The organism is Nocardiopsis synnemataformans (assembly GCF_965343085.1).
In the GTDB taxonomy this organism is placed as follows: domain Bacteria; phylum Actinomycetota; class Actinomycetes; order Streptosporangiales; family Streptosporangiaceae; genus Nocardiopsis; species Nocardiopsis alborubida.
In genome coordinates this window covers 20,830-43,822 of the sequence record NZ_CBDRFA010000014.1, presented here as the reverse complement: position 1 = coordinate 43,822, position 22,993 = coordinate 20,830, and the positions used below count along the sequence as shown (strand labels likewise).

21 protein-coding genes are annotated in these 22,993 nt (G+C 73.0%); 12 read left to right on the top strand and 9 right to left on the bottom strand.

Translation table 11 applies throughout. From position 1 onward, the window contains the following. Complete coding sequence (locus ACSIH6_RS10500; RefSeq protein WP_435108053.1) at positions 1-1,101, bottom strand: NADH:flavin oxidoreductase/NADH oxidase; 1,101 nt, start codon at positions 1,099-1,101, stop codon at positions 1-3. Between the two features lie 12 nt (positions 1,102-1,113). After that, positions 1,114-2,331, bottom strand: a complete 1,218-nt coding sequence (locus ACSIH6_RS10495; protein WP_435108052.1) for an aminotransferase class I/II-fold pyridoxal phosphate-dependent enzyme — start codon at positions 2,329-2,331, stop codon at positions 1,114-1,116. A 160-nt stretch (positions 2,332-2,491) separates the two neighbouring features. Between ACSIH6_RS10495 and ACSIH6_RS10490 the strand changes: the two genes are divergently transcribed. Then, positions 2,492-3,634 (top strand): NsdA family TPR-like regulatory protein, encoded by a 1,143-nt coding sequence (locus ACSIH6_RS10490; RefSeq protein WP_435108051.1) that lies wholly within the window; start codon positions 2,492-2,494, stop codon positions 3,632-3,634. Between the two features lie 111 nt (positions 3,635-3,745). Here ACSIH6_RS10490 and ACSIH6_RS10485 read toward each other — a convergent pair whose 3' ends face one another. Together ACSIH6_RS10485 and ACSIH6_RS10480 are read right to left on the bottom strand one after the other, a co-directional pair. Next, complete coding sequence (locus ACSIH6_RS10485; protein WP_435108050.1) at positions 3,746-4,468, bottom strand: alkaline phosphatase family protein; 723 nt, start codon at positions 4,466-4,468, stop codon at positions 3,746-3,748. A gap of 65 nt (positions 4,469-4,533) precedes the next feature. Beyond that, on the bottom strand, positions 4,534-5,283 hold the full coding sequence (locus ACSIH6_RS10480; RefSeq protein WP_435108049.1) for a GntR family transcriptional regulator: 750 nt from the start codon (positions 5,281-5,283) through the stop codon (positions 4,534-4,536). 119 nt (positions 5,284-5,402) lie between these two features. Between ACSIH6_RS10480 and ACSIH6_RS10475 the strand changes: the two genes are divergently transcribed. Then, complete coding sequence (locus ACSIH6_RS10475) at positions 5,403-6,050, top strand: phytanoyl-CoA dioxygenase family protein (protein WP_435108048.1); 648 nt, start codon at positions 5,403-5,405, stop codon at positions 6,048-6,050. Positions 6,051-6,081: 31 nt separating this feature from the next. Further along, positions 6,082-6,507, top strand: a complete 426-nt coding sequence (locus ACSIH6_RS10470) for a hypothetical protein (protein ID WP_435108047.1) — start codon at positions 6,082-6,084, stop codon at positions 6,505-6,507. Positions 6,508-6,567: 60 nt separating this feature from the next. Here the strand turns inward: ACSIH6_RS10470 and ACSIH6_RS10465 are convergent, their stop codons facing one another. Next, on the bottom strand, positions 6,568-7,803 hold the full coding sequence (locus tag ACSIH6_RS10465; protein WP_435108046.1) for an MFS transporter: 1,236 nt from the start codon (positions 7,801-7,803) through the stop codon (positions 6,568-6,570). Between the two features lie 300 nt (positions 7,804-8,103). On the opposite strand from ACSIH6_RS10465, the gene ACSIH6_RS10460 reads away from it, so the two are divergent. From ACSIH6_RS10460 to ACSIH6_RS10445, 4 genes are all read left to right on the top strand, one after another. Next, positions 8,104-8,589: a hypothetical protein gene (locus ACSIH6_RS10460; protein ID WP_435108045.1), complete on the top strand. Its 486-nt coding sequence runs from the start codon at positions 8,104-8,106 to the stop codon at positions 8,587-8,589. Between the two features lie 284 nt (positions 8,590-8,873). Continuing rightward, a complete protein-coding gene (locus ACSIH6_RS10455) occupies positions 8,874-9,686 on the top strand; it encodes an endonuclease/exonuclease/phosphatase family protein (protein ID WP_435108044.1) in 813 nt (270 codons plus the stop codon). A gap of 87 nt (positions 9,687-9,773) precedes the next feature. Continuing rightward, positions 9,774-10,823, top strand: coding sequence for a hypothetical protein (locus ACSIH6_RS10450; RefSeq protein ID WP_435108043.1), 1,050 nt, complete (start codon positions 9,774-9,776; stop codon positions 10,821-10,823). 139 nt (positions 10,824-10,962) lie between these two features. Then, a complete protein-coding gene (locus ACSIH6_RS10445) occupies positions 10,963-11,292 on the top strand; it encodes a hypothetical protein (RefSeq protein ID WP_435108042.1) in 330 nt (109 codons plus the stop codon). Between the two features lie 37 nt (positions 11,293-11,329). Here the strand turns inward: ACSIH6_RS10445 and ACSIH6_RS10440 are convergent, their stop codons facing one another. The 4 genes from ACSIH6_RS10440 to ACSIH6_RS10425 all read right to left on the bottom strand — a co-directional run bounded on the left by ACSIH6_RS10440 (position 11,330) and on the right by ACSIH6_RS10425 (position 15,213). Further along, the gene (locus ACSIH6_RS10440) at positions 11,330-11,677 is read right to left on the bottom strand and encodes a hypothetical protein (protein WP_435108041.1); all 348 of its coding nucleotides are present in this window, start codon (positions 11,675-11,677) and stop codon (positions 11,330-11,332) included. 151 nt (positions 11,678-11,828) lie between these two features. Further along, positions 11,829-12,170 carry a hypothetical protein gene (locus tag ACSIH6_RS10435; RefSeq protein WP_435108040.1) on the bottom strand — a complete coding sequence of 114 codons (342 nt, stop codon included), beginning with the start codon at positions 12,168-12,170 and terminating at the stop codon, positions 11,829-11,831. A gap of 104 nt (positions 12,171-12,274) precedes the next feature. Continuing rightward, positions 12,275-14,092 (bottom strand): outer membrane protein assembly factor BamB family protein, encoded by a 1,818-nt coding sequence (locus tag ACSIH6_RS10430; protein ID WP_435108039.1) that lies wholly within the window; start codon positions 14,090-14,092, stop codon positions 12,275-12,277. 131 nt (positions 14,093-14,223) lie between these two features. Further along, complete coding sequence (locus ACSIH6_RS10425; protein WP_435108038.1) at positions 14,224-15,213, bottom strand: hypothetical protein; 990 nt, start codon at positions 15,211-15,213, stop codon at positions 14,224-14,226. 257 nt (positions 15,214-15,470) lie between these two features. Here ACSIH6_RS10425 and dnaE point away from each other — a divergent pair, with 257 nt between their 5' ends. The 5 genes from dnaE (at position 15,471) to ACSIH6_RS10400 (ending at position 22,844) form a co-directional block, all read left to right on the top strand. Next, on the top strand, positions 15,471-18,674 hold the full coding sequence (gene dnaE, locus ACSIH6_RS10420; protein WP_435108037.1) for a DNA polymerase III subunit alpha: 3,204 nt from the start codon (positions 15,471-15,473) through the stop codon (positions 18,672-18,674). A 100-nt stretch (positions 18,675-18,774) separates the two neighbouring features. Continuing rightward, a complete protein-coding gene (locus tag ACSIH6_RS10415) occupies positions 18,775-19,731 on the top strand; it encodes a hypothetical protein (protein WP_435108036.1) in 957 nt (318 codons plus the stop codon). 156 nt (positions 19,732-19,887) lie between these two features. Then, positions 19,888-21,597, top strand: a complete 1,710-nt coding sequence (locus tag ACSIH6_RS10410; protein ID WP_435108035.1) for a hypothetical protein — start codon at positions 19,888-19,890, stop codon at positions 21,595-21,597. Between the two features lie 443 nt (positions 21,598-22,040). Continuing rightward, positions 22,041-22,193, top strand: coding sequence for a hypothetical protein (locus ACSIH6_RS10405; RefSeq protein ID WP_435108034.1), 153 nt, complete (start codon positions 22,041-22,043; stop codon positions 22,191-22,193). 45 nt (positions 22,194-22,238) lie between these two features. Further along, positions 22,239-22,844 carry a hypothetical protein gene (locus ACSIH6_RS10400; RefSeq protein WP_435108033.1) on the top strand — a complete coding sequence of 202 codons (606 nt, stop codon included), beginning with the start codon at positions 22,239-22,241 and terminating at the stop codon, positions 22,842-22,844. Positions 22,845-22,993 lie beyond the last annotated feature (149 nt).

The following is a 22,993-nucleotide window of genomic DNA, read 5'->3' as shown; positions in this document are numbered from 1 at the left end:
TCACAGTTCGGGCTGGACGTCGGCGGCCGGGACGGTCTCCAGCGCGCGCCGGTACTGCGCCGGAACCAGGTCCGGGGCGCCGCCCCGGTGAATCTGGCGCCAGGGCAGCGCCGGGTCCACCAGCAGGCGCCGTCCCATCAGCACCAGGTCGGCCTGGTCCTGGGCCAAGATGGTGCGGGCCTGGTCCACGGTGGTGATCAGCCCGACCGCGGCCGTGGCGATCCCCGTCTGGCGGCGCACCTCGGCGGCGTAGCGCACCTGGTAGCCGGGGGTGGGCCGGTAGGTCTGGGGGCGGCGGATGCCGCCGGAGGTGCAGTCGATCAGGTCCACGCCCGCCGTGCGCAGCAGGGCGGCCAGGCGCACGGTGTCGGCCAGCTCCCAGGCGCCCGCTTCGTGGTCTTCGCAGGACAGGCGCACGGCCAGCGGCAGGTGGGCGGGCCAGACCGCGCGCACCGCGGCCACGGTCTCCAGCAGCAGCCGGGCCCGATTGTCGAAGGACCCGCCGTAGTGGTCGGTGCGCTGGTTGGCGACCGGAGACAGGAAGCTGTGCAGCAGGCGGCCGTGTCCGGCGTGCAGCTCCACCATCTCAAACCCGGCAGCGGCCGCGCGGCGGGCCGCGGCGGCGAAGTCGTCCACGACCCGGGCCAGGTCGGCGGTGCTCGCCTCACGGGGGGTGGGGTAGCCCGGCGCGAACGGGATCGGGGAGGGGCCCAGGACCGGCCAGCCGCCCCGCTCGGGGTCCAGGGCGATGTCGCCGTCCCAGGGGCGGGTCCGGGAGGCCTTGCGGCCGCCGTGGCACAGCTGGAGGGCGGACACGGCCCCGCCCGCGGTGATGGCCTCGGCGACGGCGGCCAGGCTGTGCTGGTGGGCGTCGGTCCACAGTCCCAGGTCGTTCGGGGTCACCAGGGCGTGAGGGGAGACGGCGGTGGCCTCCACGATGACCACGCCCACGCCCAGGGCGCGGGCGGCGTAGTGGTGCAGGTGCCAGGCGTTCGCGGTGTGGCGGCCGGGCTCGGCGCTGTACTGCGACATGGGCGGCAGGCCGAGCCGGTTGCGCAGCGTCAGACCGCGCAGGGCCAGCGGGGAGAACAGGCTGGTCATGGACGAAACTCCTTAGTTCGTGTGGTGGCGTGGGTGCGCGGCCGCGCGGTGCAGGGCGTCGCGGTAGAGCGGCAGCGGGTCACAGTCGGGGTCGTAAACGTCGCGGGTGTCGGCCTCGATGAGACCGGCGAGGAAGGCGTCGGTGGCCGGGCGCGGCCCCGCTGGGGGGAGGCGTGGCGCGCCGGGCACCAGGGCGCGCGCCAGGTCGGGGTCGGTGAACAGCGGCAGGGTGTGCAGGCCCGGGGCGGGGCGGCGCACCCGTAGCCCCGCCCCGGCCAAGGCGGGCAGGACCCGGCCGGGGTCGGAGTGGTGCCAGTGCCACTTGTAGAGAGCGCCGCCGTCGTGGCCCGGGGCCCGCGCCAGCGGCTCCAGGGCCAGCTCGGGCAGGCCCGCGAGCACGTGCTCCACCGCCGCCTGGCGGCGGTTCTTCAGCGCCAGGATCTGCTCCAGGCGCGCCAGGTGGTCGGCGGCCAGCACCGCGGCGACGGGGCTGGGGCGCAGGTTCGCCCCCACCCCGCTCAGCGCCGTCCTGCGCAGGGCCGAGTCGTGGACGCTGGCCAGGCACCGATGCTTGGGCTGGCCATAGGCCAACGCCCGCGCGAACAGGGCCGGATCGGGAGTGGCCAGGGCGCCGAGCATCCCGCCGGAGGCGAGCTTGGTCGTGCCCAAGCTCCACACCGCCACGTCGGCGCGTGCCCCCACGGGCTCGCCGTGGCGGCGGGCGCCGTGGGCGTGCGAGCAGTCTTCGACCAAGGCCAGGTGGTGGCGGTCGGCGAAGGCGCGCAGCCGCTCGGCGGGCAGGGGGCGCCCCCAGGTGTGGGTGGCCACGAGCGCCTGCGTGCGGCCGGTGACGCGCGCGGCCGCGTCGTCCAGGTCTATGCCGCCGGTGGCCGGGTCGGTCTCGCACAGCACCGGCACCAGGTGGGCGGCGAGCATCGCGGTTACCGTGGCGCGGAAGGTGTGGGCGGGGGCGAGCACCTGCGCGCCCGGCTCCAGACCCAGCGCCACGTAGGCGGTGGCCAGGGCCGCAGTGCCCGAGCCGGTGGCGAGCACATGGCGGCCCGGGGCCAGAACGTGTTCCACCAGGTGTTCCAGGGTGCGCACCGGCGGGGTCAGGGTGGTGGCGGTCAGGTCGCCGCCGGTCAACAAGTCGCCGACCTGGGCGCGGGCGGCGTCGGACCACAGCGGCCACAGGCGCGGCCGAGGACGTGCAGGGGGCAGGGAGGGCACGGGAGGTTCTCCTCGCTCACGATGTGGAGACCCCACACTGTCGGTGACCTCGCTGGGGCCGCTAGTGACAAGTGCGGCTACGCGCGGACACATGCGGACACGAAGCGATGAGCGTCGCGAATCAGCTGACAGACCGGCGAGCGCGGGGCACGCTAAAGCGATGGAGACTTCGCCGGAACGCCCTGTGTGGTCGAAGAACCTGCGCACTGCCCGCACCGCCCGCAGGTGGGATGCGCTGCGGCTGGCCCAGGAACTGCTGAACGCGGCCGGGCGAGAGGCCACCGCCACCCCGCAGAGCCTGGTACGGCGCATCCGTGACTGGGAGGCCGGGCGGCACCAGATCCGTGAGCGCTACCGGTTGCTGCTGTCCAAGGTCTTGGACGTGGGCCCCGACGACCTGGCCCCCGGAGCCGTACCCGGCGCCCGCGTGCAGGAGAGCGAGGCGGAGCGCATCCGTGCCACCAGCGCCCACCTGGTCTCTCTGGACGTGGCTCTGGGCGGAACCGACCTGGTCCCCGCAGCTGTGCGCGCCGCCCGCACCGCCCACACCAGCGCGCAGAAGACCACGTCAGCGGACGTGGTCTCAGCGGCCGCGGAGGCGTTGCAGGTCGCCGGATGGTTGGCGTTCGACGCCGACGAACATGTGCTGGCCCGCCGGTTGACCAGCGCCGCGGTCCTGGCCGCGCGCGCGGGAGGCGACCACAGTGGTGAACTGTTCGCCCTGGCCCAGCTGGCGATGCACGACGCCCACGAACACCGACCCGATCAGGCCCGCCAGGTGTGCGAACACGTCCTGGACCAACCACTCTCGCCACGGCTGACCTGCTTATTCGAGCTGCGTCTGGCGCGAGCCCACGGGCAGAGCAACACCCCGGTGCGAGCCCTGGGCACCCTACGTCAGGCCCGCTCGCGCTTTCAGGACGGCACCAGCGACCGCGACCCGCCGTGGGCATGGTGGATCACCGACGGCGAACTGACCTGGCACGAGGCCATGATCCACGCCGACAACGGCCAGTGGGACCAAGCGCAGGAGCTGTTCGCGCTGGCCCGAGAGCAGCGTCCGGTCGGCTACCCGCGCGGGCCGCTGGTCGACGCCGTCCACCAGTTGCACGCCCTGGCCCACCTGGGGGCGTGGAGCGCCGCGCAGGAGACCCTGACCGCAGCAGTGCTCCCCGCCGTGGGAAAGGTGCACTCAGAGCGCACCACCGCCCTGTTGGCCCGTACCGCCCGCCTCAGCGAGCACACTGCGGCGCCGCGGCCGGTGCGCGAGCTGATGCGCGAGGCTCTGGCCGCCGCGCGGTAGGCGCCCCCACCGCTGGCACTCCCCACTGCACTACCGACCCTCCCGGCCAGGAAGCTGTGGTCGGCCACGATCGGCCGCGCCGCACCCTGGCCGGGAACACGTCGGCGCGGCTCAGTACTCGCCCGGCCCCCGACCGCCCAGGACGTTACCGTGCACGTCACGGCCCTGCATCACCGTCGCCGAGCCTGAGACGTCTCCAACGTGGATGTTGACCACCTGCGGGCCCGAGCCGTGGCCGCCTGCGGGAGCCCGCCCCTCAGCGAGGTCTTCTGCCACCTGGACCCCGAGGGGGCTGAGCCGCGCCATCACGATCCCGCGCTCTGGCAGGGGGATCGTGTTGGTGAGTAAACCCTGTCCGTCCAGGTAATCCAGGGCGCGCTCGATGTCCCTGGAGGTCAGCGGCCGGTCGGCCAGCCACGCCCAGGGCGAGGCGGGCTCGGCCAGCGCGCCGAACCCGAACGGGGGCTCGTCCTCTTCCTCGGCGGAGTACAGAAACAGCAGCACCCGACCCCGCACGGCACGGGCCCGGCGCACCCCGGCGCGCAGCTCGCGCACCCGCCCTCCGTAGGCGCGTCCCGCGCCCGTCAGCTCCACGAAGGCGTCGTTGCCCCCCAGGGAGGCGCCGCCCGGTTCCGCGCTCCATCCCTGGTGACGCCAGGTCGCGCGGATCTGCACGGCGTGCTCGCGCACCCACTCCCCCAGCGGGTCGGGCAGGTCGGCACCGATGTCGGCCAGGTTCCGGCCGCGGCTGGGATCGGCGGCCTCCTCCAGCTCCAGCAGGCGCAGCAGGAGCGCGTCACAGGCCGCCGTCATGGGCGTGGGTGTGGTGGTCATGGCCCCACAGTAGAGGCGAGCACGCGGGGGGCGCGGCCACGGAAGGGCTCACCCCCGCGTGCGCCTCATCGGGCGCTGGTGTGCCGCTCCAGCGGGTAGCCGACCTCGAAGTGGTCCGCGGCCATCCTGGTGTCGTTGACCTCCACCACAGGACCGCGTGCGGAGCGCGCGGTGCGCACGATCCGTAGCACCGGCACCCCGGGGCGCAGGGCCAGCGCCTCGCGTTCGGCCGGTGTGGCCGCGCGCGCGGTGATCGTCTCCGACCAGGCCAGCGGGCCGTGCCCGGCTTCCTCCAGGCGGTCGTAGATGCCGCCGGGGCCGGTGTCGGGGCGGGCGAGCACCGGCAGCTCGGTGACCGCGTCCGGATGCAGATAGGAGGTGGCCACCTGCGTGGGGGTGTGCGTGGCCGGTTCCCCCATCAGCCGGGTGCGAGTGGTCACGGTCGTGGCGGGTGCGACGTCGAGCAGGCGGGCGATGTCTGCCGGGGCGGGCTCCGCCCTCACGGTCGGGGTGGCCAGCGCCCGCCAGGGTTGGGCCACGGGGTCGAAGTAGTAGCCGATCTCATCGCGAAACACCTGCCGTGCGCGAGTGAGTACCCGGCGCGATGGGGGGTTGCGCACGAGGGTGCCGCGGCGGCGGACCTTGTCCACCAGGCCCTCCTCGGCCAGGGCGGCCACGGCCTGGCGCACGGGGGCGCGGCTGGCGCCGTAGCTCTCCATGAGTTCGGTTTCGCGGGGCAGGAGCGCGCCAGGGGCGAACTCGCCGTTGTTGATACGTATGCGCAGGTCGGCGGCGATTTCTTCCCAGCGTGTCATGGGGGTGGTCTCCCTTCGGGGCGGGGCGGGCTGTCCCCGAGGATAGGTAAGTACCTATTGCGGGGATAGGGGGAGCCGGAGCCATCATTCAATAGGTCATAACCTAACGGATGGTGATCATGGCGACGCTTCGTCGAGACGGCTACACCCTCCTTCCCCCCTGTCTTCCCCCCGCCCTGCTCGCCGAGCTGCGCGCGGCGGCCCCTGCGAACGCCCCGGTCCTGGCCAACCCCCACCGCACCACCACCGCCCTGGCCCGCGCGCTCACCCACGACGGGCTGCACACCCACATCCGCGCCGTGCTCGGCTCCCGGGTGTTCATCGAGAACTCGTTCGTGATCGTCAAGCACCCGGGCACGGACATGACCGTGCCCGCCCACCAGGACGGCACGAACGAACGCCTCCAGCTCGACCCCGCACGCGCCCTGACGGTGTGGATCGCCCTGTCCGAGGCCACCACCGACGCCGGGTGCGTGCACGTCATCGCCGGATCCCACCGGCGCGGCTACGCCCCCACTCGCCGCGCCGACACCGCCGGTCGACCGCTCACGCTGGCCGCACCGGCCACCGGCCCCTGGACCGCCGCCCCCGTGCCCGCGGGCGGCGTGCTGTTGATGGACGTGCGCACCATCCACTACAGCCCGCCCAACCACACCCCCACACCCCGCGTCGGTGTGAACGTGCGCCTGGTCGCCCCCGGCGGCTGCCTGATGCGCGACGGCACCGCGCCCACACACCTTGTCCCCCTGTCGGCCGCCGACCGGTGACCGGCCACCCCCAACCGGAAGGAACTCCACGATGACGTTGACCATGTACGACCCGGCCGTGGAGCCGGTCACCCGCGTGCGCGTCCTGGTCGGCGAGGACGGCGACGCCGACCGCCGCGGCGACAAGGCCCCCATCGCCTTCTCCGACTGCCGGTACTACTGCCCCGACCAGGCCACCGCCCGTCGGGTGATCGAGGCCCTGCGCGAGTCCGACGAGCGCCTGCGCTCGCGCCCCGAGGAGCTGATGCTCTGGGACTGGCAGAACACCTACTGGGAGGCTGAGGCCGACAACCCGAGCGGCGGCGGCACCGTCCTGCTGGGCGTGGCCTGGTACGACGAGGCCTTCTACAACGACCGCCGCGGCGCCTGGTTCGGCAGGATGCACGAGCGCATCTACACCCAGCTCGGCGTGCCCATGGAGAACATCACCGTCACCCGCTGGCGCCTGGACACCTGACCCTGGACCCGCCTGTGCGTGGCCCCGGCCGGAAGTTCTCCGGTCGGGGCCGTGCGGCTCCTAGGCCCCGACCAGCTCACCGGAGCGTTCGGGCAGGCGCGCCCCGGCCAGGCCCGCCGCTGTCGCGGCCGCGACCAGCACCAGACCCGCCAGCGCGAACACCAGCGGCGGGTTGGCGGCCACCAGCACCGGCACCACGAGCATGCCCGCCGTCCCGCAGGTGCGCATCACCATGTGGTGGGCCGAGAGCACCCCCACCCGCTCGGCCGCGCTGAAGCGCTCGGCCAGATGGGCGTGCAGGGTCACCCCCGCCCACGGCGCGGCTGCCCCCGACAGGGCCAGGATCAGCGCGAGCACACCCACGGTGGACGCCATCCCCATCCCGGCCAGCAGCACGCCCGAGGCCGCCCACGCCGCGCAGAACACGCCCAGCCACCGGCCCCGGGCGGCGAGGTTGCCCACCACCAGGTTGCCCACCACCGCCCCCGCCGCGGTGAGCGCGGTCAACAATCCGTACACGCCCATCCCGGCCCCGTGCACGGTGGTGAGCAGGATCGGCAGCCCGATCGCCGCCGCGGTCCCGGCCAGGATCCCGCACCCGTTCAACGCCAGCGCGGCCATCACCGGCGGGTGAGAGAGCACTACCCGCCACCCCGCCGCATCCTCGCCGTCACCGGACGAGGGCGCCGACGCCGCTGGCCTGGCGCGGCAGGCCGGTTCGGCGCGCCCCAGCAGCGCGAGCGCGAGCGCGCTGGCGGCGAACCCGGCCGCGGTCAGCCAGTAGAAGTCCACCTCCCGCACCACCAGCAGCAGCGCGCCGGCCGCGCCGGGGCCCAGGATGCGCGCGATGCGCCCGGTCAGATCCAGCAGACCCATCACCGGCCGCACCTGGTCATCCCTCACCAGGGAGGGGGCCAGCGCGGGCAGCAGCGGGTCCACCACCGAGCCGGTCACCCCGATCAGCAGCGCCACGGCCAACAGCACCGCCACCCGCGCCTCCGGCAGCGCCCAGACCAACGGCACTGTGGCCACCACGGCGGCCCGCAGGAGTTCCACCGCGGCCAGGCGCCGCCAGGTGGCCAGGCGGGCCACCAGGCGCCGACCGAAGGCGCCCATGAGGATGTAGGGCACCGACTCCAGGACCGCCACCAGGCCCATGAGGAACGCCGACCCGGTGGCCTGCCACACCAGCCACATCACGGCCAGCGCGTACAGCCGTGCCCCAACCACGGCCAGCAGTTGCGCCCCCCACAGCCCCAGCACACGCCTGTGCCGCAGTACCCGCAGATACCCCATGTGCCATCCCCCGTCCCGACGAGTCCAGGGAACAACTGTGGCCCATCCACACCACGCGCGGGGCGGGTTCAGCACAGGCGGGTCGCCCCTGCACCGCGCCCGGCCCGAACGCGGCGACGGCCCCGACCCGCCCCCGGCGCCGCCGCCGAGGAGCCGCGCGCGGCCGCCGCTGGCTACCTGACAGAGGGCCTTCGGCCGGTGACGCCTGATTCTTTACTGGTCAGAGCATGGTTTTCGTCGGTACCGGTTGCGATGATCAGCATCTGACCGCCCCCTCGCGCAGAGACGGAGAACCCCCGCGTGTTCAACGAGACCGTCGCCGTCGACCGCCACCACCTCACCGCCCTGCTGGGCACCCTCGCCCTGACCGCGCCCACCCCGCCCCCGCTCCCGGCCGCCCTCCAGGAGTTGGCCAACGCCCTGGAGGGCCAGACCCCAGAGGCCGACACGTGGATCGTCCCGGCCCAGGCGCTGTGGACGGCCCTGCACTACGCCAACGCCGTGGACGCCCTCGGGTTGGACGAGGCCGACGCTGTCACCTACACCCACCCCGCCGTGCGCGCCGAGGAGCATGTGCAGCGCCAGCTGCTGGCCCAGGCGCCGCGCACCGACGCCGCCATGGAGGCCGTGGCCGAGGCCGAGCTGGTCGTGGTCCAGGCCGAGCGCGCGCTGCACGCCTGCTACCTGTACGGCACCGCCCACCTCACCGAGCGGCGGTGCCTGACATGCGAGGTCGTCTATCCCTGCGCGACCGCGCGCGCCCTGGGCCTGGACGAGGGGCCCTGACCACAATCGTCGTCAGCAGGGGCCGCGCAACGGCACAGCGACCGTTTGGACATCAACGTCACCCACCTTCTCGGCGGCAGTTGACGTGAGCGCTGGCCGTTGCGGTGGTGAGGGCTTCTGCGATGCCGCTACCGTGGCCGCGGGTCGTCTGGGCCGCCCGCTGCACCAGCGGTTTCCTCTCCAGGAAGCCGCATCGCACACGGAGCCCGGTGCGTCCTGTCGTGAACGCCGCGATCACTCGACATGGCCCGAGGCTGGGCCCACACCGGGAAAGAGAGCAAGCTGTGCACCTGCTGTCGGCGAATTTGGAGTACACCACCGCTTGGACACGGGTGGACGAGGTGGCCGCCCTGATCGGTGACGCCCACGCCGAGGTGGTCGCGATCCAGGAGTGCCCCGAAGAGCCCGCCCTGGCAGCTCTGGCCGACCGGCTCGGCTTCACCTACCGGATGGGCCCGTCCCCGTCGGGGCTGCACACCGCTCTGTTGTGGGCGCCGCACGTCGAGGAGGTTCACGGCGGCGACAAGTACGAGGACAAGGGTGTGACCTGGCACGGGTTCACCAGCTCCACCCTGCGCGGACCGCGGTGGCCGTGCCCGATCACGTTCATCTGCGCGCACCTGGTCCCACACGACGTCGACGCCGCGGTCGGCGAAGCCCGCTTCCTCCAGACGAGGGTTCACAGGCAGGGGTGGCCCGGGGTGCTCCTGGGAGACGTCAACCACGGCCCCCTGGCCGGACCCGAACCCGACTGGGATCAGGTGCCCGAGCACAACCGGGCCTCGCGCACGATCTTGGACCAGGACCAGCCCGACAAGGTCCGCCTTGACCGCCGGGTCGGATTGGCCCTGACCCGGGGCAAGATGATCGACGTGGCCGCGCATCTGGCCGACCTGACCGGCCGCGAGGAGCTGCTGGCGTACACGGGCGTGCATGGGCTGCTGCGCACAGACCAGGTCTGGGTGACCCGCCAGCTCGCCGGTGCGATCGCCGGATACGCCCGACTCGATCACCGCGGGGTGAGCGACCACCACCCGATCGCCGTGGACCTGGCCATCGAAGACCTCGCCCCCATCCCCCAGGTCGCTTTCCACTGAGCCGTGAGCCCGGCCACCGCCCGGCGTGCCTGGGCCTGGCCGGGTACGGTCACCGGCCTGGTGAGCAGCCGCGCAGGAGGTACGGTCATGGCCATGGACACCCCCGACGACGCTCCCCTCACCGACGCCGAGCACCACAGGCGCGAGGTCGCCGAACTGCGCGCGGCCATGGACGCCCACGACGACGTGCCCGCCTACGTCATGCTCTACCGCGCCCAGCAGCTGTCCGAACTACGCGATTTGGATCTGAAGATCGGACTGCACGTGGACCAAGCGCGAGCGGACGTCGCGGCCGCTCGGGAGATGATGCGGCACGTGCAGGAGCACCGTGCGGTGTCCACCGAGAGCCTGGAGAGCGTCAGAGGACTTCAGGTCAGACTCGGGGTGCTCGGACGGGCTCCGGGGCAGGTATGGCGAGGGCGCGCCACCGTCACCGACCTCCACGTCGAGCAGGTGGACGACTTGTTCCTGCGCGGGCCTGTGCAGAGGATCGCTCGGGTCCGTCTGGTCGTGGGCGCGTTGAGTACCTGGGTGTGGGCGGACCGCATCTGGCACCTGACCAACCACTCGGTGCGGGCGCACCCCCTGGAGGAGGCCCTGGACCGGGTACCCGCACCGGTGTGGTCACCAGCCCAGGACGCGTTCACCGCTGCCCGCGCGGTCGCGACCTACGCGCTGGGCTATGAGGTGGAACGCGTGGTGTCCGCGCCCGGGGACGCCCGCCTGCCCCCGGGCGTGCTGGGGACGGTACTCGTCCCGGCGGATGAGGATGTGCAGCTGTCCGCGGTCATCGGCCTGGCCGCGTCGCTGTCCATGCAGCACCACCTCGCCCAGGCCGGGCAGGACACCCTGGTGCTGGCCGCGGTGGAGGCGCTCAGCGGTTCCCCCTGGCACTGGATCTCCGAGGACCTGGCGGCGGATCTGGTGGTGTGGCGGTCCCGCGCGCTGAGTGATGCGCAGCGCCTGCTGAAGCTCCCCGAGGTGGTAGGTGCGATCGAGACCCTGACTGCCGCGATGCAGGACGGTCCGGTGGACCAGGATGAGGTGGAGCGACTCGCCGGGCCGACCCGGGCGGCCGCGCGCGCGTTGCAGGTATGGGCGCCCGATTTTCCGCAGGACGCCCACAACGTCAGCTGAGGTCCTCCTCTCCACCGTGGCCCCGGGCAGGCACGCGCCCAGAAAGCGCTCCGCGGCGTGCTGACCGGCCGCCACCGCGACCGGTTGGCCCTACGCGGTGCCGGTCGGGCCCGTACTGGCCGCCGCCTTGGAGGCATCGATGTCCCTGTTCATGGTGTGGCTCAACCGCGACCCCGCCCCACCCGCCTACCCGCGCTGTTCGGCCTGTGGTCACGTGGCCGACCCGCACGGCCCCGCCCCCGGCCACATGCGCCTGCACCTGTCGGTGACCCGCGCCCACGGCGCCGAGACCACCCCCCATGAATGGACTTGCCCGGCCTGCGGGCACACCGCGCCGCTGTCCACCGACGACTACGCCCCCACGAACCGACCGGTCCGGTGCCGACGCTGGTACTGCCGCTTGGCCTGGAACGCCCCCGCCGCGGTGACGGCCCCGGCCTGCCCGCGCTGCTACACCCGCCTTCGGTGAGACAGCAGGGCCTGCTGGGACTTCGGGAGTGCTGGGCCTACATCGGTTCGAGGCTGGTGGAGGTGCCGATCGCTCCGAAGGCGACCGCCAGCACGATCACCAGCAGCACCCCTGCGACCGTGGCGGCCCGGTGCGTGCGGGGGCCGATGAGTGCCAGCACGAGGTAGACCAGGGACACCAGCGGCGTCGCGCACAGCGCGTACAAGCCGATGGACAGCATCGGCCCGGCCGCGGGGTGGGCGCCGTTGGCCGTGCCCATGTACGCGCCCATCAGCAGCACCAGGCCCGCGGCCTCCACCACGATCACCCCGACGATCCACAGCGGGACCGCGAGCCAGGGGTAGCGGTGGAGGAAGCCGTTGAGGGTCTGCGCGGAGTTCGTCATGCCGCCCAGTCTGCGGGTGCGCCCCTGTCGCCCGCATGAGTACGCGTACTCGGGGCCACCAGCACGGGTGTGTTGCCGCCCTGGCCTGGCTGCGCCGACGGTTGGCGGGAGTGACGATGAGACCGCCGTCTTCGTAGGGGGCCGTCTGCTCTCAGTGGAGCAGACGCACGAGCACCACGGTCCAGGCCAGGACCAGAGGCAGCAGGGCGAGGATCCCGCTCACGCGGGCCGCGGCAGCCGCGAAACCCGCCCAGAAGGGGTCTTTCCTTCGTAGTCTCCAGTACTCCACGCAGTGGCCTCCCAGCCACAGCAGCGTGCACCCCCCGGCGTTGGTGAGGTGGCTGGCCAGTGGGGCGCCCGCCGCGGCTGGTCCTAGCAGCAGAGCAAGGCCCATGCCGCACACTGCCGTGGCGAGGCTGACGCACCCTGCGGTGAGCAGGAGGTGGAAGGCGCCAGCGGACAGCGGCGTTGGGGTCGGCGCACTCTGGGTCATGCCCGCAGCGTACTGAGCGCAAAGGGCAGCCGGATGAGTGCGCGTACTCACTTCTTGCTGTCCAATCCCTGCCGGTCTGTATCTAACCTCTGTGGTCAGTGCAGTTAAGGCACCAGCCCGTACAGGCGGTTCTCCACGAGGGTGACCACCGCGCCGGGGACCGGGCGAACGCTGTAGTCGCCAGCGTCCGGCGTATCGGCGGGGTCCTCGCTGCCCTCCAGCAGGATGGACGTCCAGCCCTGCTGGGCCTGCTCGCCCTCCCAGGGCAGGACGGAGACAGTGTGTACCCGGCGGTCGTGGTCGTCCCGGGTCCGATGAGGCACGACCAGCACCGACTCCAAGACGTGGGCCTGGTCCATCGCCACCCACAGGTGCGCCTGCACCTCGACCTCGGTGCGCTGGACGACCTCCCCCGCGGCGTCGGTGACCAGCAGCAGGTCAGGTTCCTCGCCGCCCTGGTCGCGCAGCACCACCGCGCCCTGGGTGTCCACACCCAGGGCGTACTCATACGTGGGGTCCGGGGCGGGGGGGAGCACCTGCGCGGGTGCGCCGTCGTCCAGGGCGAACACCCCGCCCGGCGTGCGGGCAACTGTTTCGCCCCCGTGCCCCTCGCGGACAGTGCCGACACTGGGCAGGGCCACGCGGGGCAGGTCCTGGGGCGTCCACTCCTGGCGCCAGACCTGTTCGCCGGTGGCCGTGTCCAGCGCGGTCACGCTCTCCACCGCGTCGGCGGGCACGTCCATGTCCCCCAGGGCCGCGTCCACGTTGTGTTCGGGGAGGTGCTCCTGGTCCAGGCACAGGCGGGCCACCAGCACCCGGTCGCCGTGGCCACGGATCCCGTCGTCATGAGCCCACAGGCAGATGCGTTCACCGGTCCCGTCGGGGAGTTCGACCTCCCACAGGCGCTCGGTGGAGTCGGTGGCGTAGGCCACGACCAGGGACCGCCCGTCCTCGTAGACGCGAAAGACGCGCACGTCGGGGGTGAGGTAGCGCAGCTGTGGGGGTTCCTCCTGCCCTGGCCAGGCCAGTGCGGGCATGGGAGCATCGCGCACCACCTGCCCGGTGGTGGCGTCCAGCACCACCAGCGTGCGGGTCTCGGGTTCGGGCTCGGCCTGGGCGACGTGCGACAGGTAGGCGTAGCGGTCCTGGCCCGCGAACACCCCGGTCTGCACCTGGCGGGCGTAGGGCAGCCGGTAGGTCCACAGCTGTTCGCCGGTGGCCCCGTCCAGGGCCACGAACCCGTCGGCGTGGCGCACCAGGGGCCCGCGCGGGCCCCGCTCCACGCCCAGCACCGGGTGCTCGGGCTCCCAGGTCCATCCCACCCGGCTGATCGTGGCCGGGACCGGCGCCGCCTGCCCGCCGTCGGCGGCGGCCACGGTGTGCTCCACCATGAGCAGACGGGACAGGGCCGCAGGCACCAGCGTCCACACCATCGCCGCGCCCAGCGCGCCCGCCACTATCCCGGTCAGCACCCGCTTCCACCGGTGCCAGGGCAGGACCGTGGCCGCCCCCAGGGTCAGCGCGGCGCCCAGGGCCACCAGGCACACCCCGGCCCACAGGGCCACGACCTCGTCGGGAAACATCCGGAAGCGGTCGTTGTCCACGGACAGGGCCAGGTGGCGGGTGGGGAAGGCGAACCAGGCCACCACCATCACGACCAGGACCACCGCAGCCCGTCCCAGCACGCCGCCCAGAGTCGGGCGCGCGGTGAGCCGCTCGGGGTCGCGGGTGGCGGTCAGGGCCACCCACCCGAGCACCGCGGCGGCCAGGAGTAGCGTCGGGCCGACCAGGAGCGCCAGGTCCTGGCCAGCGGGCGCGGTGTGCTCGGAGAATCCCGCTACCTGGGGTGTGGTCAGGATCAGGGCGCCCGCGAGCATCGCGGCCCCGCTCCAGCCGAGCACGTCCCCCACACGTCGTCGCACCGCTTCCCACCCCTTGTCCCGGTCTGACCCGTTGATCGACCCGGGCAGTCTAGGGACGAAGGGCCGGGGCCCTCACCTCGGGAGGGCGCTGAGCCGCACCGCCCTGACGGCTCGCCGCCCGCCGCCCGGGGTCATCGGCCGGCGGCGGCATACAGGGCGGGTTCGGCGTCGGGGTCGTGTTCCCAGATCAGGCCGCTGTCGATGGCCGCGTCCAGATCCGCGAGCAGCTCGGCGTAGCGCTGGACGGTGTCGGGGAGCAGCTCCTCGACGGCGTCCCTGCCCCCGCCGGGGGCCGCGTACCACGCGCCGTCCAAACCCACCTCCTCGGCCAGCGGGGAGAACGTGCGCAGATGCCGCAGTCCTCGTACCTGGCCAACTTCCTCCACCTGCCGTACCCGGGCGAGCAGGTGCGCCGCCTGGTGCAGCAGCGCCTGGAGCACGCCGTGCGGCGTGCGCAGGCGCGAGCGCGGCAGGTCCACGGTCACCGGGCCGCCGCTCTGGTCCGGTTCCAGGCGCCACAAGCGCGAGCAACCACACCGCGGGTAGGAATCGCGCCCGCACACCCCGGGGCGCAGCGTGATGCGCACCGCGGGCAGCTGCGGGTGCTGGGCGCGGATGGCGTGCCAGGCCTGGTAGAGCGGCGGCGGGTCGGCGAGGTAGGTGTGGGTCGTCGGCGACCACACCATGAGGCCGCGCTGCTCCATCTCGCGCAGGTCCTCGGCCAGGGTGTCCGGGGACTCGTCCAGCTCCAGGCTCATCAGGGCCAGGCAGCTCCAGGCGTCATGGGGTGGCTGCCCGGACCCGCGCCGCCGGAAGGGCCAGCGCTCCGCGAGGACCCGGTGCTGTGGGTCCTCGGCGCTCAGGTCCTGGTAGAACGCCGAAGGCGAGACGGTCAGGACCCTGCCCGGGTCCGCCTGCGTGGGCCCCAGGACGCGCTTGGGGGACATCGGCAGGCGCTCGAAGACCTCGCGCAGGTGCTCTTGCATGGGGAGGGCGCAGCCCAGGGGGAAGTCGTCGAGGTCGTCAAGGACGTAGGGCTCGTCGGCGCGGTGCGCCGATGCGACCTTGGTCCGGCGATCTCTCCTGCGGATGGCCCTGATCCTGTTGCGTCGTCGTCCCACACGCCCCCACCCTTCGCCACTTTCCGCGCATGCAATATCGCTTTAAGTATGGTGCAGGGTGGTGTTGGCGACGCCCTCGCGCCCCGGCCGGGATGCGGCACGCCCCGCGCCGTAGGCGCTCTGGCGCCGTGGGGCGGGGTGTCAACCCAGCTCAGAGCTGCACGGCGCCCTCCTCTACGCTACAGTTTTCGTACGACAGTTCGAATGCGGTGTCTTCCTCCCCGGCCGTGCACACACAGCAGGGAGGGGTGTAGCCGGTGTTCGCTCACCTGCGCACGGCGTCGCGCTACTCGCTGCGCCACGGCACCGCCGCCCCGGCCGCGCTCGTGGCCCGCGCCGCGGCCGACGGCCAGCCGGTCGCGGCGCTCACCGACCGCGACACCCTCTTCGGGGTCGTGGAGCACGTGCGCGCCTGCCGCGAGGCCGGGCTCCAGCCGGTGCTCGGCGCCGACCTGGCCCTGGCCGCCCCGGGCGGGGGCCGCGCGGTCGTGCTCGCGCGGGGCGCGAATGGGTGGGCGTCCCTGTGCCGCCTCGTCACCGCTGCCCACCATGGCCCCGGTCCGGTGGCCGCCGCCCCGGATGAGGTCGCCGAGCACGCCCAGGGGCTGGTCGTGCTGCTGGGCCCCGACTCCGACGTGGGGCGGGCCCTGGCGGGCAGGGAGGGGGCGCGTGCCCGCGCCCTGCTGGGGGCCTGGCGGTCCACCGGCGCCGAGATCGTCCTGGCGCCGCACGAGCACGGCGCTCCGGGCCAGCGCGGCGCGGCCCGCTCGCTGCTGGGCCTGGCCCGTCAGGAGCGTGTGCTGGCGGTGCTGACCAACGCCGTGCGCTACCCGGCCCCGGCCGATGCCTCGCTGGCGCGGGCGCTGGACCGGATCCGCCAGTGGGCGCCCGGCGGCTACACCCCTGACCCGCCCACCGACCGGGCACACCTGGCCACCGGCGCCGAGATGCTCGACGTGGCCACGGCGGTGTGCGCGGGAGACCGCTCCCGGGCGCGACGGCTGCTCGCGCACACCGCCGCGCTGGCGGCCTCCTGCGCCCTGGACCCGGCCGCGGACCTGGGCATGGGACGCCTGCACCTGCCCCCGCGCCCCGGCGCCGCCGCCGAACTGCGGGCCCGGTGCGCCTCCGGCGCCGCCCGCCTGGGCGTGGACCGCGACGGCCGCGCCCCGGCCCGTCTGGAGGCCGAACTCGCCGTCATCGACTGGATGGGCCTGTGGTCCTACTTCCTGACCGTGGCCGACGCCGCGGCGGCCATCGCGGGCAAGGGCATCCGGGTGTCGGTGCGCGGGTCGGCGGCCGGGAGCCTGGTCGTGCACCTGCTCGGCATCAGCGGTCTCAACCCGCTGGAGCACGGCCTGCTCATGGAGCGCTTCCTCACGCCCTCCCGACCCGGCCAGCCGGACATCGACCTGGACGTGGAGTCCGCGCGGCGCCTGGAGGCCTACGACGCGGTCATCGCCGCCCACCCCGGCGCCGCCGCGGCGGTCGCGATGGTCGACACCTACCGGGCCCGCTCGGCGCTGCGCGACGCCGGGGCCGCCCTGTCCCTGCCCGCGGCGGAGGTCGAGCGCATCGCCGCCGCCTTCCCCCGGGTGCGCGCCGCCCGGATCCGCCAGGTGGCCCGGGAACTACCGGAGCTGTCCCGGGTCGGCGGCGCACCCCTGACCGGCGAGCACGTCGAGCGCCTGTTCACCCTCGCCGAGCGGTTGGACGGTCTGCCCCGGCACCTGGCCATGCACCCCTGCGGGCTGGTCCTGGCCGACACCGCACTGGCCGACCGCATCCCCACCCAGCCCTCCGGCGCCGGGGTCGCCATGGCCCAAGTCGACAAGGACGGAGTCGAAGACCTCGGGCTGCTCAAGCTCGACATCCTGGGGGTGCGGATGCAGTCCGCGCTCGCCCACACCCTCACCGAGGTCGAGCGCACCACCGGAACCCGCCCGGACCTGACCGCCCTGCCCGACGGTGATCCGGCCACCACCCACATGATCAGCCGCGGCCAGACCCTGGGGGTGTTCCAAGCGGAGTCAGCCGGTCAGAGAGCGTTAGTGACCAAGCTGCGCCCCCGGGGCGTGGCCGACCTGGTCGCCGACATCAGCCTGTTCCGCCCCGGCCCGATGGGTGTGGACATGGTCGCCGCCTACCTGGCCGGGCGCGCCGGCGACCCCGCCCCGGCCCCGCATCCGGACCTGGATCCGATCCTGGCCGAGACCGGCGGCGCCCTGCTCTGGCACGAACAGCTCCTCCAAGTCCTGGACGCCTACACCGGGTGCGGCCTGGATCGCGCCGAAGCCCTGCGCCGCGCTCTGGCCAGCGACCAGGGGCGAGCCCAGGTCGAGGCCGAAGTCCGGCAGCGCGCGGCCGAGCGCGGCCACCCCGCCCACGTCACCGACCGGGTGTGGCAGATGGTGGAGGCGTTCGGCGCGTTCGGGTTCTGCCGTGCACACGGCACCGCGTTCGCCGCGGTGACCTACCAGTCCGCCTACCTCAAACGCCACCACCCCGCCGCGTTCTTCGCCGGGCTGCTGGCCCACGACCCGGGCATGTACCCGCGTCGGGTCCTGCTCCAGGAGGCACGCCGGTGCGGCGTGCCGGTCCTGGGCCTGGACGTCAACGCCTCCCACACCAGCTGGCGCGTGGAACACGTCGACCAGACCGGGCCGGACCGGTGGGCGCTGCGCCCCCCGCTGAGCGACGTGGCCCACCTGGACGAGCACCACCAGGACCAGATCCTGACCGGCCGCCCCTTCACCGGCCTGGAGGACCTGCTGGAGCGCACCGACCTGTCCGGGCAGGGCCTGGACGACCTCATCCTGGCCGGAGGAGCCGACAGCCTCACCGGCGGCCGCGCCCACCGCCGCCAGGTGCTGCTGGCCGCCCACGCCCAGCGCCGCACCCGCCGTTCCCTGCCCGCCCCCGGCCAGCTCACCCTGACCACCGCCCCCGAGCGCGCCCGCCCCGCCGCGGTGGCCATGGACCACACCGACGCCGTCGCCGAGGAGCTGCGGGTACTGGGCTATGAGCTGTCCGGGCACCTGCTGGACGCCCACGCCGAGGACATCGCCCACCTGGCGGCCCACCACCAGCTCGCCCTCGCACGCGACCTGCACCGGCTCGCCGACGGCGCCCCGGCCGTCGTGGCGGGGCTGCGGGTGAGCGTGCAGACCCCGCCCACCCGCTCCGGACACCGGGTCGTGTTCGCGACCCTGGAGGACCGCACCGGCCTGGTCGACCTGGCGCTCTCCCGCCGCGCCTCCCAACGCGCGGCCGCCGCCCTGTTCGGCGGCGGGGTACTCCTGGCGCGCGGCCACATCCGCCGGGCCGCCCCCGGGGCGCTGCCCACCGTGAACGCCACCGACGTGCGCCCCTTGGACGAAGCGGTGCGCCCGCGCCAGGGACACCCTGCCCGTCCCGGCTCCGGCGCGGCTCTGGGCCCCTCGCGCAGGTTCTCTGCGTGACGCAGGAACTCGCCCTGGGATCGCCCGTCAAGGCCCGATCACGAGGTTCCTGTACTGGTCAGGGCTGGTTTTCGTCACCTGTGATTGCGATGATGCCCCGATGGAGAACGACACCCTCGACTTCGAGAACCCCAACAGCCTCGACGTGCGCTTCCTGTCCGCTTACCGCGCCTGGTACATGGCGACCCTGGCTTCCTACCAGGCGATGCAGCAGGGCGACCTCATCGCGGTACTCGGCTCTCTTCCCAGCGAGCTGGGATGGGTGCTGGAGCTGGACACGGCCTGGCAGGAGCTGGCCGGGGACGACTACCGCACCACGCGCGATGCCTCCGAGACCGGGCCGGTGCTGTCCGCGCTGGCCGCCACCCGCACCGCCTGGGGGTGGATGGCGGCGTTGCACGTGTCCGAGGCCGAGGTCACCGACCCGTTGGAGGTCGTCCGGTGGCGCCCCGTGGAGCACCTGCCCGAGGTGGCCGACCCCACCGTGGTCCTGGCCTACACCGAACACCTCCAGGGGCGCGCTCTGAGCGAGACCGCCCGGGTCGTGGCCGAGCTGTTCCTGCACACCCCCGAGGTGATGACCGGCCGGGCCGAGAAGCTCATCCGGATGCTGCTCCCGGCCGAGCGCGAGGAGAACCGCAAGGCGGTCGAGCAAACCAGACGCATGGTGGAGGAGCACCCCGACCTGGTCGAGGTCGAACAGCAGGCCCTGGGCTACCGGCATCTGACCGTCGTGCACGGTGAGTTCGACGAGGAGGCGCCGCCCCGGGAGTTCTACTCCTACAAGGCGCTGCTGTCGATGTTCACCTCCGCCCCGCCACCGTTCTACATCGGGTACGGCAAGGACCGGATCGTGCTGGTGGTGGGCGGTCCTCAGGCCAACCGCACGATGGGCACGATGGAGACGCTGCTGCGACTGCTGGCGCCCCAGACCGATGGAGGCGGGCCGGCGAACCCGGACTGGGAGTTCATCCACGGCTTCGCCCCCGGCGACGAAGGGCCCCAGGCGTACATCACCAACGACACCACCGAACAGGACGACACCACGCCGGAGTGAAAGGGGGCCGCTGAGCGGCACGGCCCCGGCATCCTAGCCCTGGTCCAGCCGACCGCCGTAGGGGCCGTAGCACGGCAGGGAAAGAACATCTTCTCCCGATCTGGGGGCTGATCGGCCATGCTGGAGTGCCACGCCCCCTGCCGTGAGGAGCACCGAGTGAACCCCGCCCCGCCCGCCGTGGCCCGCTACCGGTCCCTGTGGCGGTGTCTCACCACCAGCCCGGTGGTGGAGACAGCGGGCCCGGTGCTGCTCGGGTGGGTCAACCGCAACCGTCCCGGCGCGGTCCCGCACCTGGACAAGGCGGGACGGTACCGGCTCAGCGCCCGCTCGCGCGCCGTGGTCGTGCCCCACAGCGAACCCGACGGCACCCGGGCGATACAGGTGGCGGTGCTCACCGACCGCGACGACGGCCAGTGGGTCACCGCCCTGTCCGTGGTCGATACTCCCGGCGACGGGGCGTGGGTGCACACCACCCTCGAACACGCCCCGCCCGGCCCCGACGACGTGCTCCTCCCACCCCAGGTTCTGCGCGTCCTGATGGAGGCACTCCAGGCCGCAGACGGATCCGCCCGGCTGCCGTCAAGTGCCGTGCGCGTCCAGCACCCGCCCCAGGTTGCCGGGGTCGCCGAGGCCCTCACCGACCCCGGGCGGCTGCTGCCCCTGGTGGTGGCCCCGGCCGCCGATGCCCTCCGGAGCGGGCCGCGGTCGCTCCCCGAGGGGCTGGTTCCCTTACTGCGGGGGATGGCGTCGGTGTACATCCTGGACGGGCCCGCGCGGGAGGAGATCGTGCCGTTACTGCCTGCGGGGATCGACCTGCGCCCGGGACGTGTCCATGTGCTGACTCCGCCCCCGTTCGTGCGCGCCAGCGAGCACGACCCTTCCGCCCCTGACGTCGTCGAACAGGTGCAGGCCGCCGTTACCGCCTGCGCCCAGGCCGCGGCGCCGCCCGAGCCTGTGGCGAAGGTCCTCGCCGGCCTTGACGACCGCACCGCCGCCGTGGACGCCCACCCGCCGGACACGGTCCGGGTGCACACCACGACCACACCACCCGCCCCTGGTCCTACCTGCCGGCCCCTGGAGGAGGATCCGGACCTGTCCGGCGAACGCGAGCGCATCCGCCTGACAGGGCAGGTCGAGCGGCTGCGTGAGGAGGTGGCTCGCCTCGCTGACCAGGCAACCCGCGCCACCGCGCAGGCTCGCGAACTCGACCAGGACAACATCGACTTGGCCGTCGACCGCGACCGGCAGGCCGAGCGAGCCCGACGTGCTGAGGCCGAAGTGGCCTGGCTGCGCGCGCAGGCCGCCAACGAAGGGCTGCACTTGCTGGCCACCACCCCCGCACCGCCCCTGATCGCCTCCGGCGGTCCGCCGCGGCGGGTGGAGGAACTGCTGGAGCGCATCACGCGTGGCCCCGACCTGCCGCACCTGATGTTCACCCTGGACGAGGGGCCCGTGCACGACCTGGCCCTGGACCGGAGCAAGGAAGCCTTGTGGGTGGGGCGGGCGTGGGAGGCCCTGGAGGCGTTGGAGGACTGGTGCCGTTACCGGCAGGACCGCCCAACCAACAGCGCGGGTCTGCACAACTACCTCGCCCAGGCACCGGACGGATACCGCGTCATCCCGCCCCGCCGGGTCGGTTTCACCGAGTCCGACACGGTGCGCAACAGCGAGCGCTTGGCCGCCCAGCGTGTGTTCCCTGTCCCCACCGACGTCGACCCGACCGGGCAGGCGCCGATGTTCGCGCACATCAAACTCGATGTCGACTACGGGATCTGTCCGAGGTTGCACTTCCTGCGCCACCCCGCCGACCTGGCGGTCGTGGTGGGCTACTTGGGCCGTCACCTTTCGGTGGGGTCCACCAACTGACCGGGCCGGGCGGGTTTGTAGGGTCTCACGATCCGTGTCGCAATCTCACGTCCGATGTCGTATGGATGTCGCATACGACGTAGCTCGCGAGACAGCAAAGTTCGCGGCAGAAAAGTTCCGGGCATGCCCTGGGAAGCAACGCCGACTGTGAGACACAGCCTCACTGTCCATCTGTGAGACAAGAGGGGAAACCGCAGGTCACGAACCCGGCCGAAGGGCAGGGGGCGTGAGATCCTACAGGGTTGTAGCGTCTCAAATCGCGTGGCCAAATCTCATGAACGATGGCCACCAGTTAGCCACTTGGCCACGGATCTGAGACTGGGCTATCAGACACTTCACCCCCGGCGAACATGGAGCGCTGGCTCGACCTCGCCGAACAACGCGTGAGCTGGCGGCACCTGAGGAAACGACACGACCGTGAGACAGAACCCTCCGCTGAAGGCGTGAGACAACCAGAGAAACCTCAGCTCAAGGCACTGCTCTATGCCAGGAGCGGCGAGATCCTACAGGGTGGTATCGCGACCCTGAAGGACCGCGCCGGGCGGGTGGACGTGGCACTGCTACGCCGCGCCTCCCAGTGCGCCGCCTCCGCTTGAGTCCCACCCCGCGAGGTGTGCGTGCGCGCGTGCGATCATGCCCGGATGCGCAACCACTCCACCACCACCAGCACCACCGTCACCAGCGACCTTGTGGCCACCGAGTTGAGTGCGGCCGCCGACCTCTTGCGGGCCGCCGCCCCTCTGCCGCCGATGATGGTGATGTACGCGCCCCGGCAGAGCTGGCGTTTGATGCTGGCCCCGGAGGAAGCCGTGGCCGCATCTCGCCAGCAGGTCGCGGTGAAGCGGCTGGCCGCGAGGATGAGCGCCGATGTCGTGCGCCGTTCCGGCTCCCCGCCCTGGGCACACGCCGCCTGGGGCGGCGTTGGCGTGTTCGTCTCCGCCCAGCCCACGTCGGCGGACCACGTCGGACACGGCGCCACCGCAGAGCAGGCCGACCTTGTGGAGACGCTTGCCCCCTGGGTTTATGAGATGACGCAGGCCGGCGCCGAGGAGATCTGGGTCCACCAGCCTCACGACCAGGGGGTCAACCCCGACCACCGTCTTCGCGTGTCCGTGCACGCCACCTCTGAGGTGGCCGAACACCTGGTCACCTTGGACGACTCCTTCGGCCAACGCCCAGGAACAGGGGCTTGGGCGGGCTCCGCGCTCACTCCCACCGGCCACGACGTGGTGATCGTGCGGACCTAGGTGAGACGGCGACCGCGGCGAGCCGGAACACCCCAACCGCTCCCGTCGCCGAGGATGAGCGCGGCCGCCTGCCGGGCCGGGGCCGACCCCAACCTGCTGGAGACGTTCGGTGCGGGCCGTGCGGGCGCCCCGGCAGGTGTCCGCACCGC

What these genes read in the sequence shown, in the direction of transcription:
- ACSIH6_RS10400 (WP_435108033.1), top strand. Translation starts at nt 22,239, where the DNA reads ATGCGCAACCACTCCACCACCACCAGCACCACCGTCACCAGCGACCTT.
- ACSIH6_RS10465 (WP_435108046.1), bottom strand. Translation starts at nt 7,803, where the DNA reads ATGGGGTATCTGCGGGTACTGCGGCACAGGCGTGTGCTGGGGCTGTGG.
- ACSIH6_RS10445 (WP_435108042.1), top strand. Translation starts at nt 10,963, where the DNA reads ATGTCCCTGTTCATGGTGTGGCTCAACCGCGACCCCGCCCCACCCGCC.
- ACSIH6_RS10470 (WP_435108047.1), top strand. Translation starts at nt 6,082, where the DNA reads ATGACGTTGACCATGTACGACCCGGCCGTGGAGCCGGTCACCCGCGTG.
- ACSIH6_RS10475 (WP_435108048.1), top strand. Translation starts at nt 5,403, where the DNA reads ATGGCGACGCTTCGTCGAGACGGCTACACCCTCCTTCCCCCCTGTCTT.
- ACSIH6_RS10435 (WP_435108040.1), bottom strand. Translation starts at nt 12,170, where the DNA reads ATGACCCAGAGTGCGCCGACCCCAACGCCGCTGTCCGCTGGCGCCTTC.
- ACSIH6_RS10415 (WP_435108036.1), top strand. Translation starts at nt 18,775, where the DNA reads ATGGAGAACGACACCCTCGACTTCGAGAACCCCAACAGCCTCGACGTG.
- ACSIH6_RS10480 (WP_435108049.1), bottom strand. Translation starts at nt 5,283, where the DNA reads ATGACACGCTGGGAAGAAATCGCCGCCGACCTGCGCATACGTATCAAC.
- ACSIH6_RS10450 (WP_435108043.1), top strand. Translation starts at nt 9,774, where the DNA reads ATGGCCATGGACACCCCCGACGACGCTCCCCTCACCGACGCCGAGCAC.
- ACSIH6_RS10440 (WP_435108041.1), bottom strand. Translation starts at nt 11,677, where the DNA reads ATGACGAACTCCGCGCAGACCCTCAACGGCTTCCTCCACCGCTACCCC.
- ACSIH6_RS10490 (WP_435108051.1), top strand. Translation starts at nt 2,492, where the DNA reads ATGGAGACTTCGCCGGAACGCCCTGTGTGGTCGAAGAACCTGCGCACT.
- ACSIH6_RS10485 (WP_435108050.1), bottom strand. Translation starts at nt 4,468, where the DNA reads ATGACCACCACACCCACGCCCATGACGGCGGCCTGTGACGCGCTCCTG.
- ACSIH6_RS10500 (WP_435108053.1), bottom strand. Translation starts at nt 1,101, where the DNA reads ATGACCAGCCTGTTCTCCCCGCTGGCCCTGCGCGGTCTGACGCTGCGC.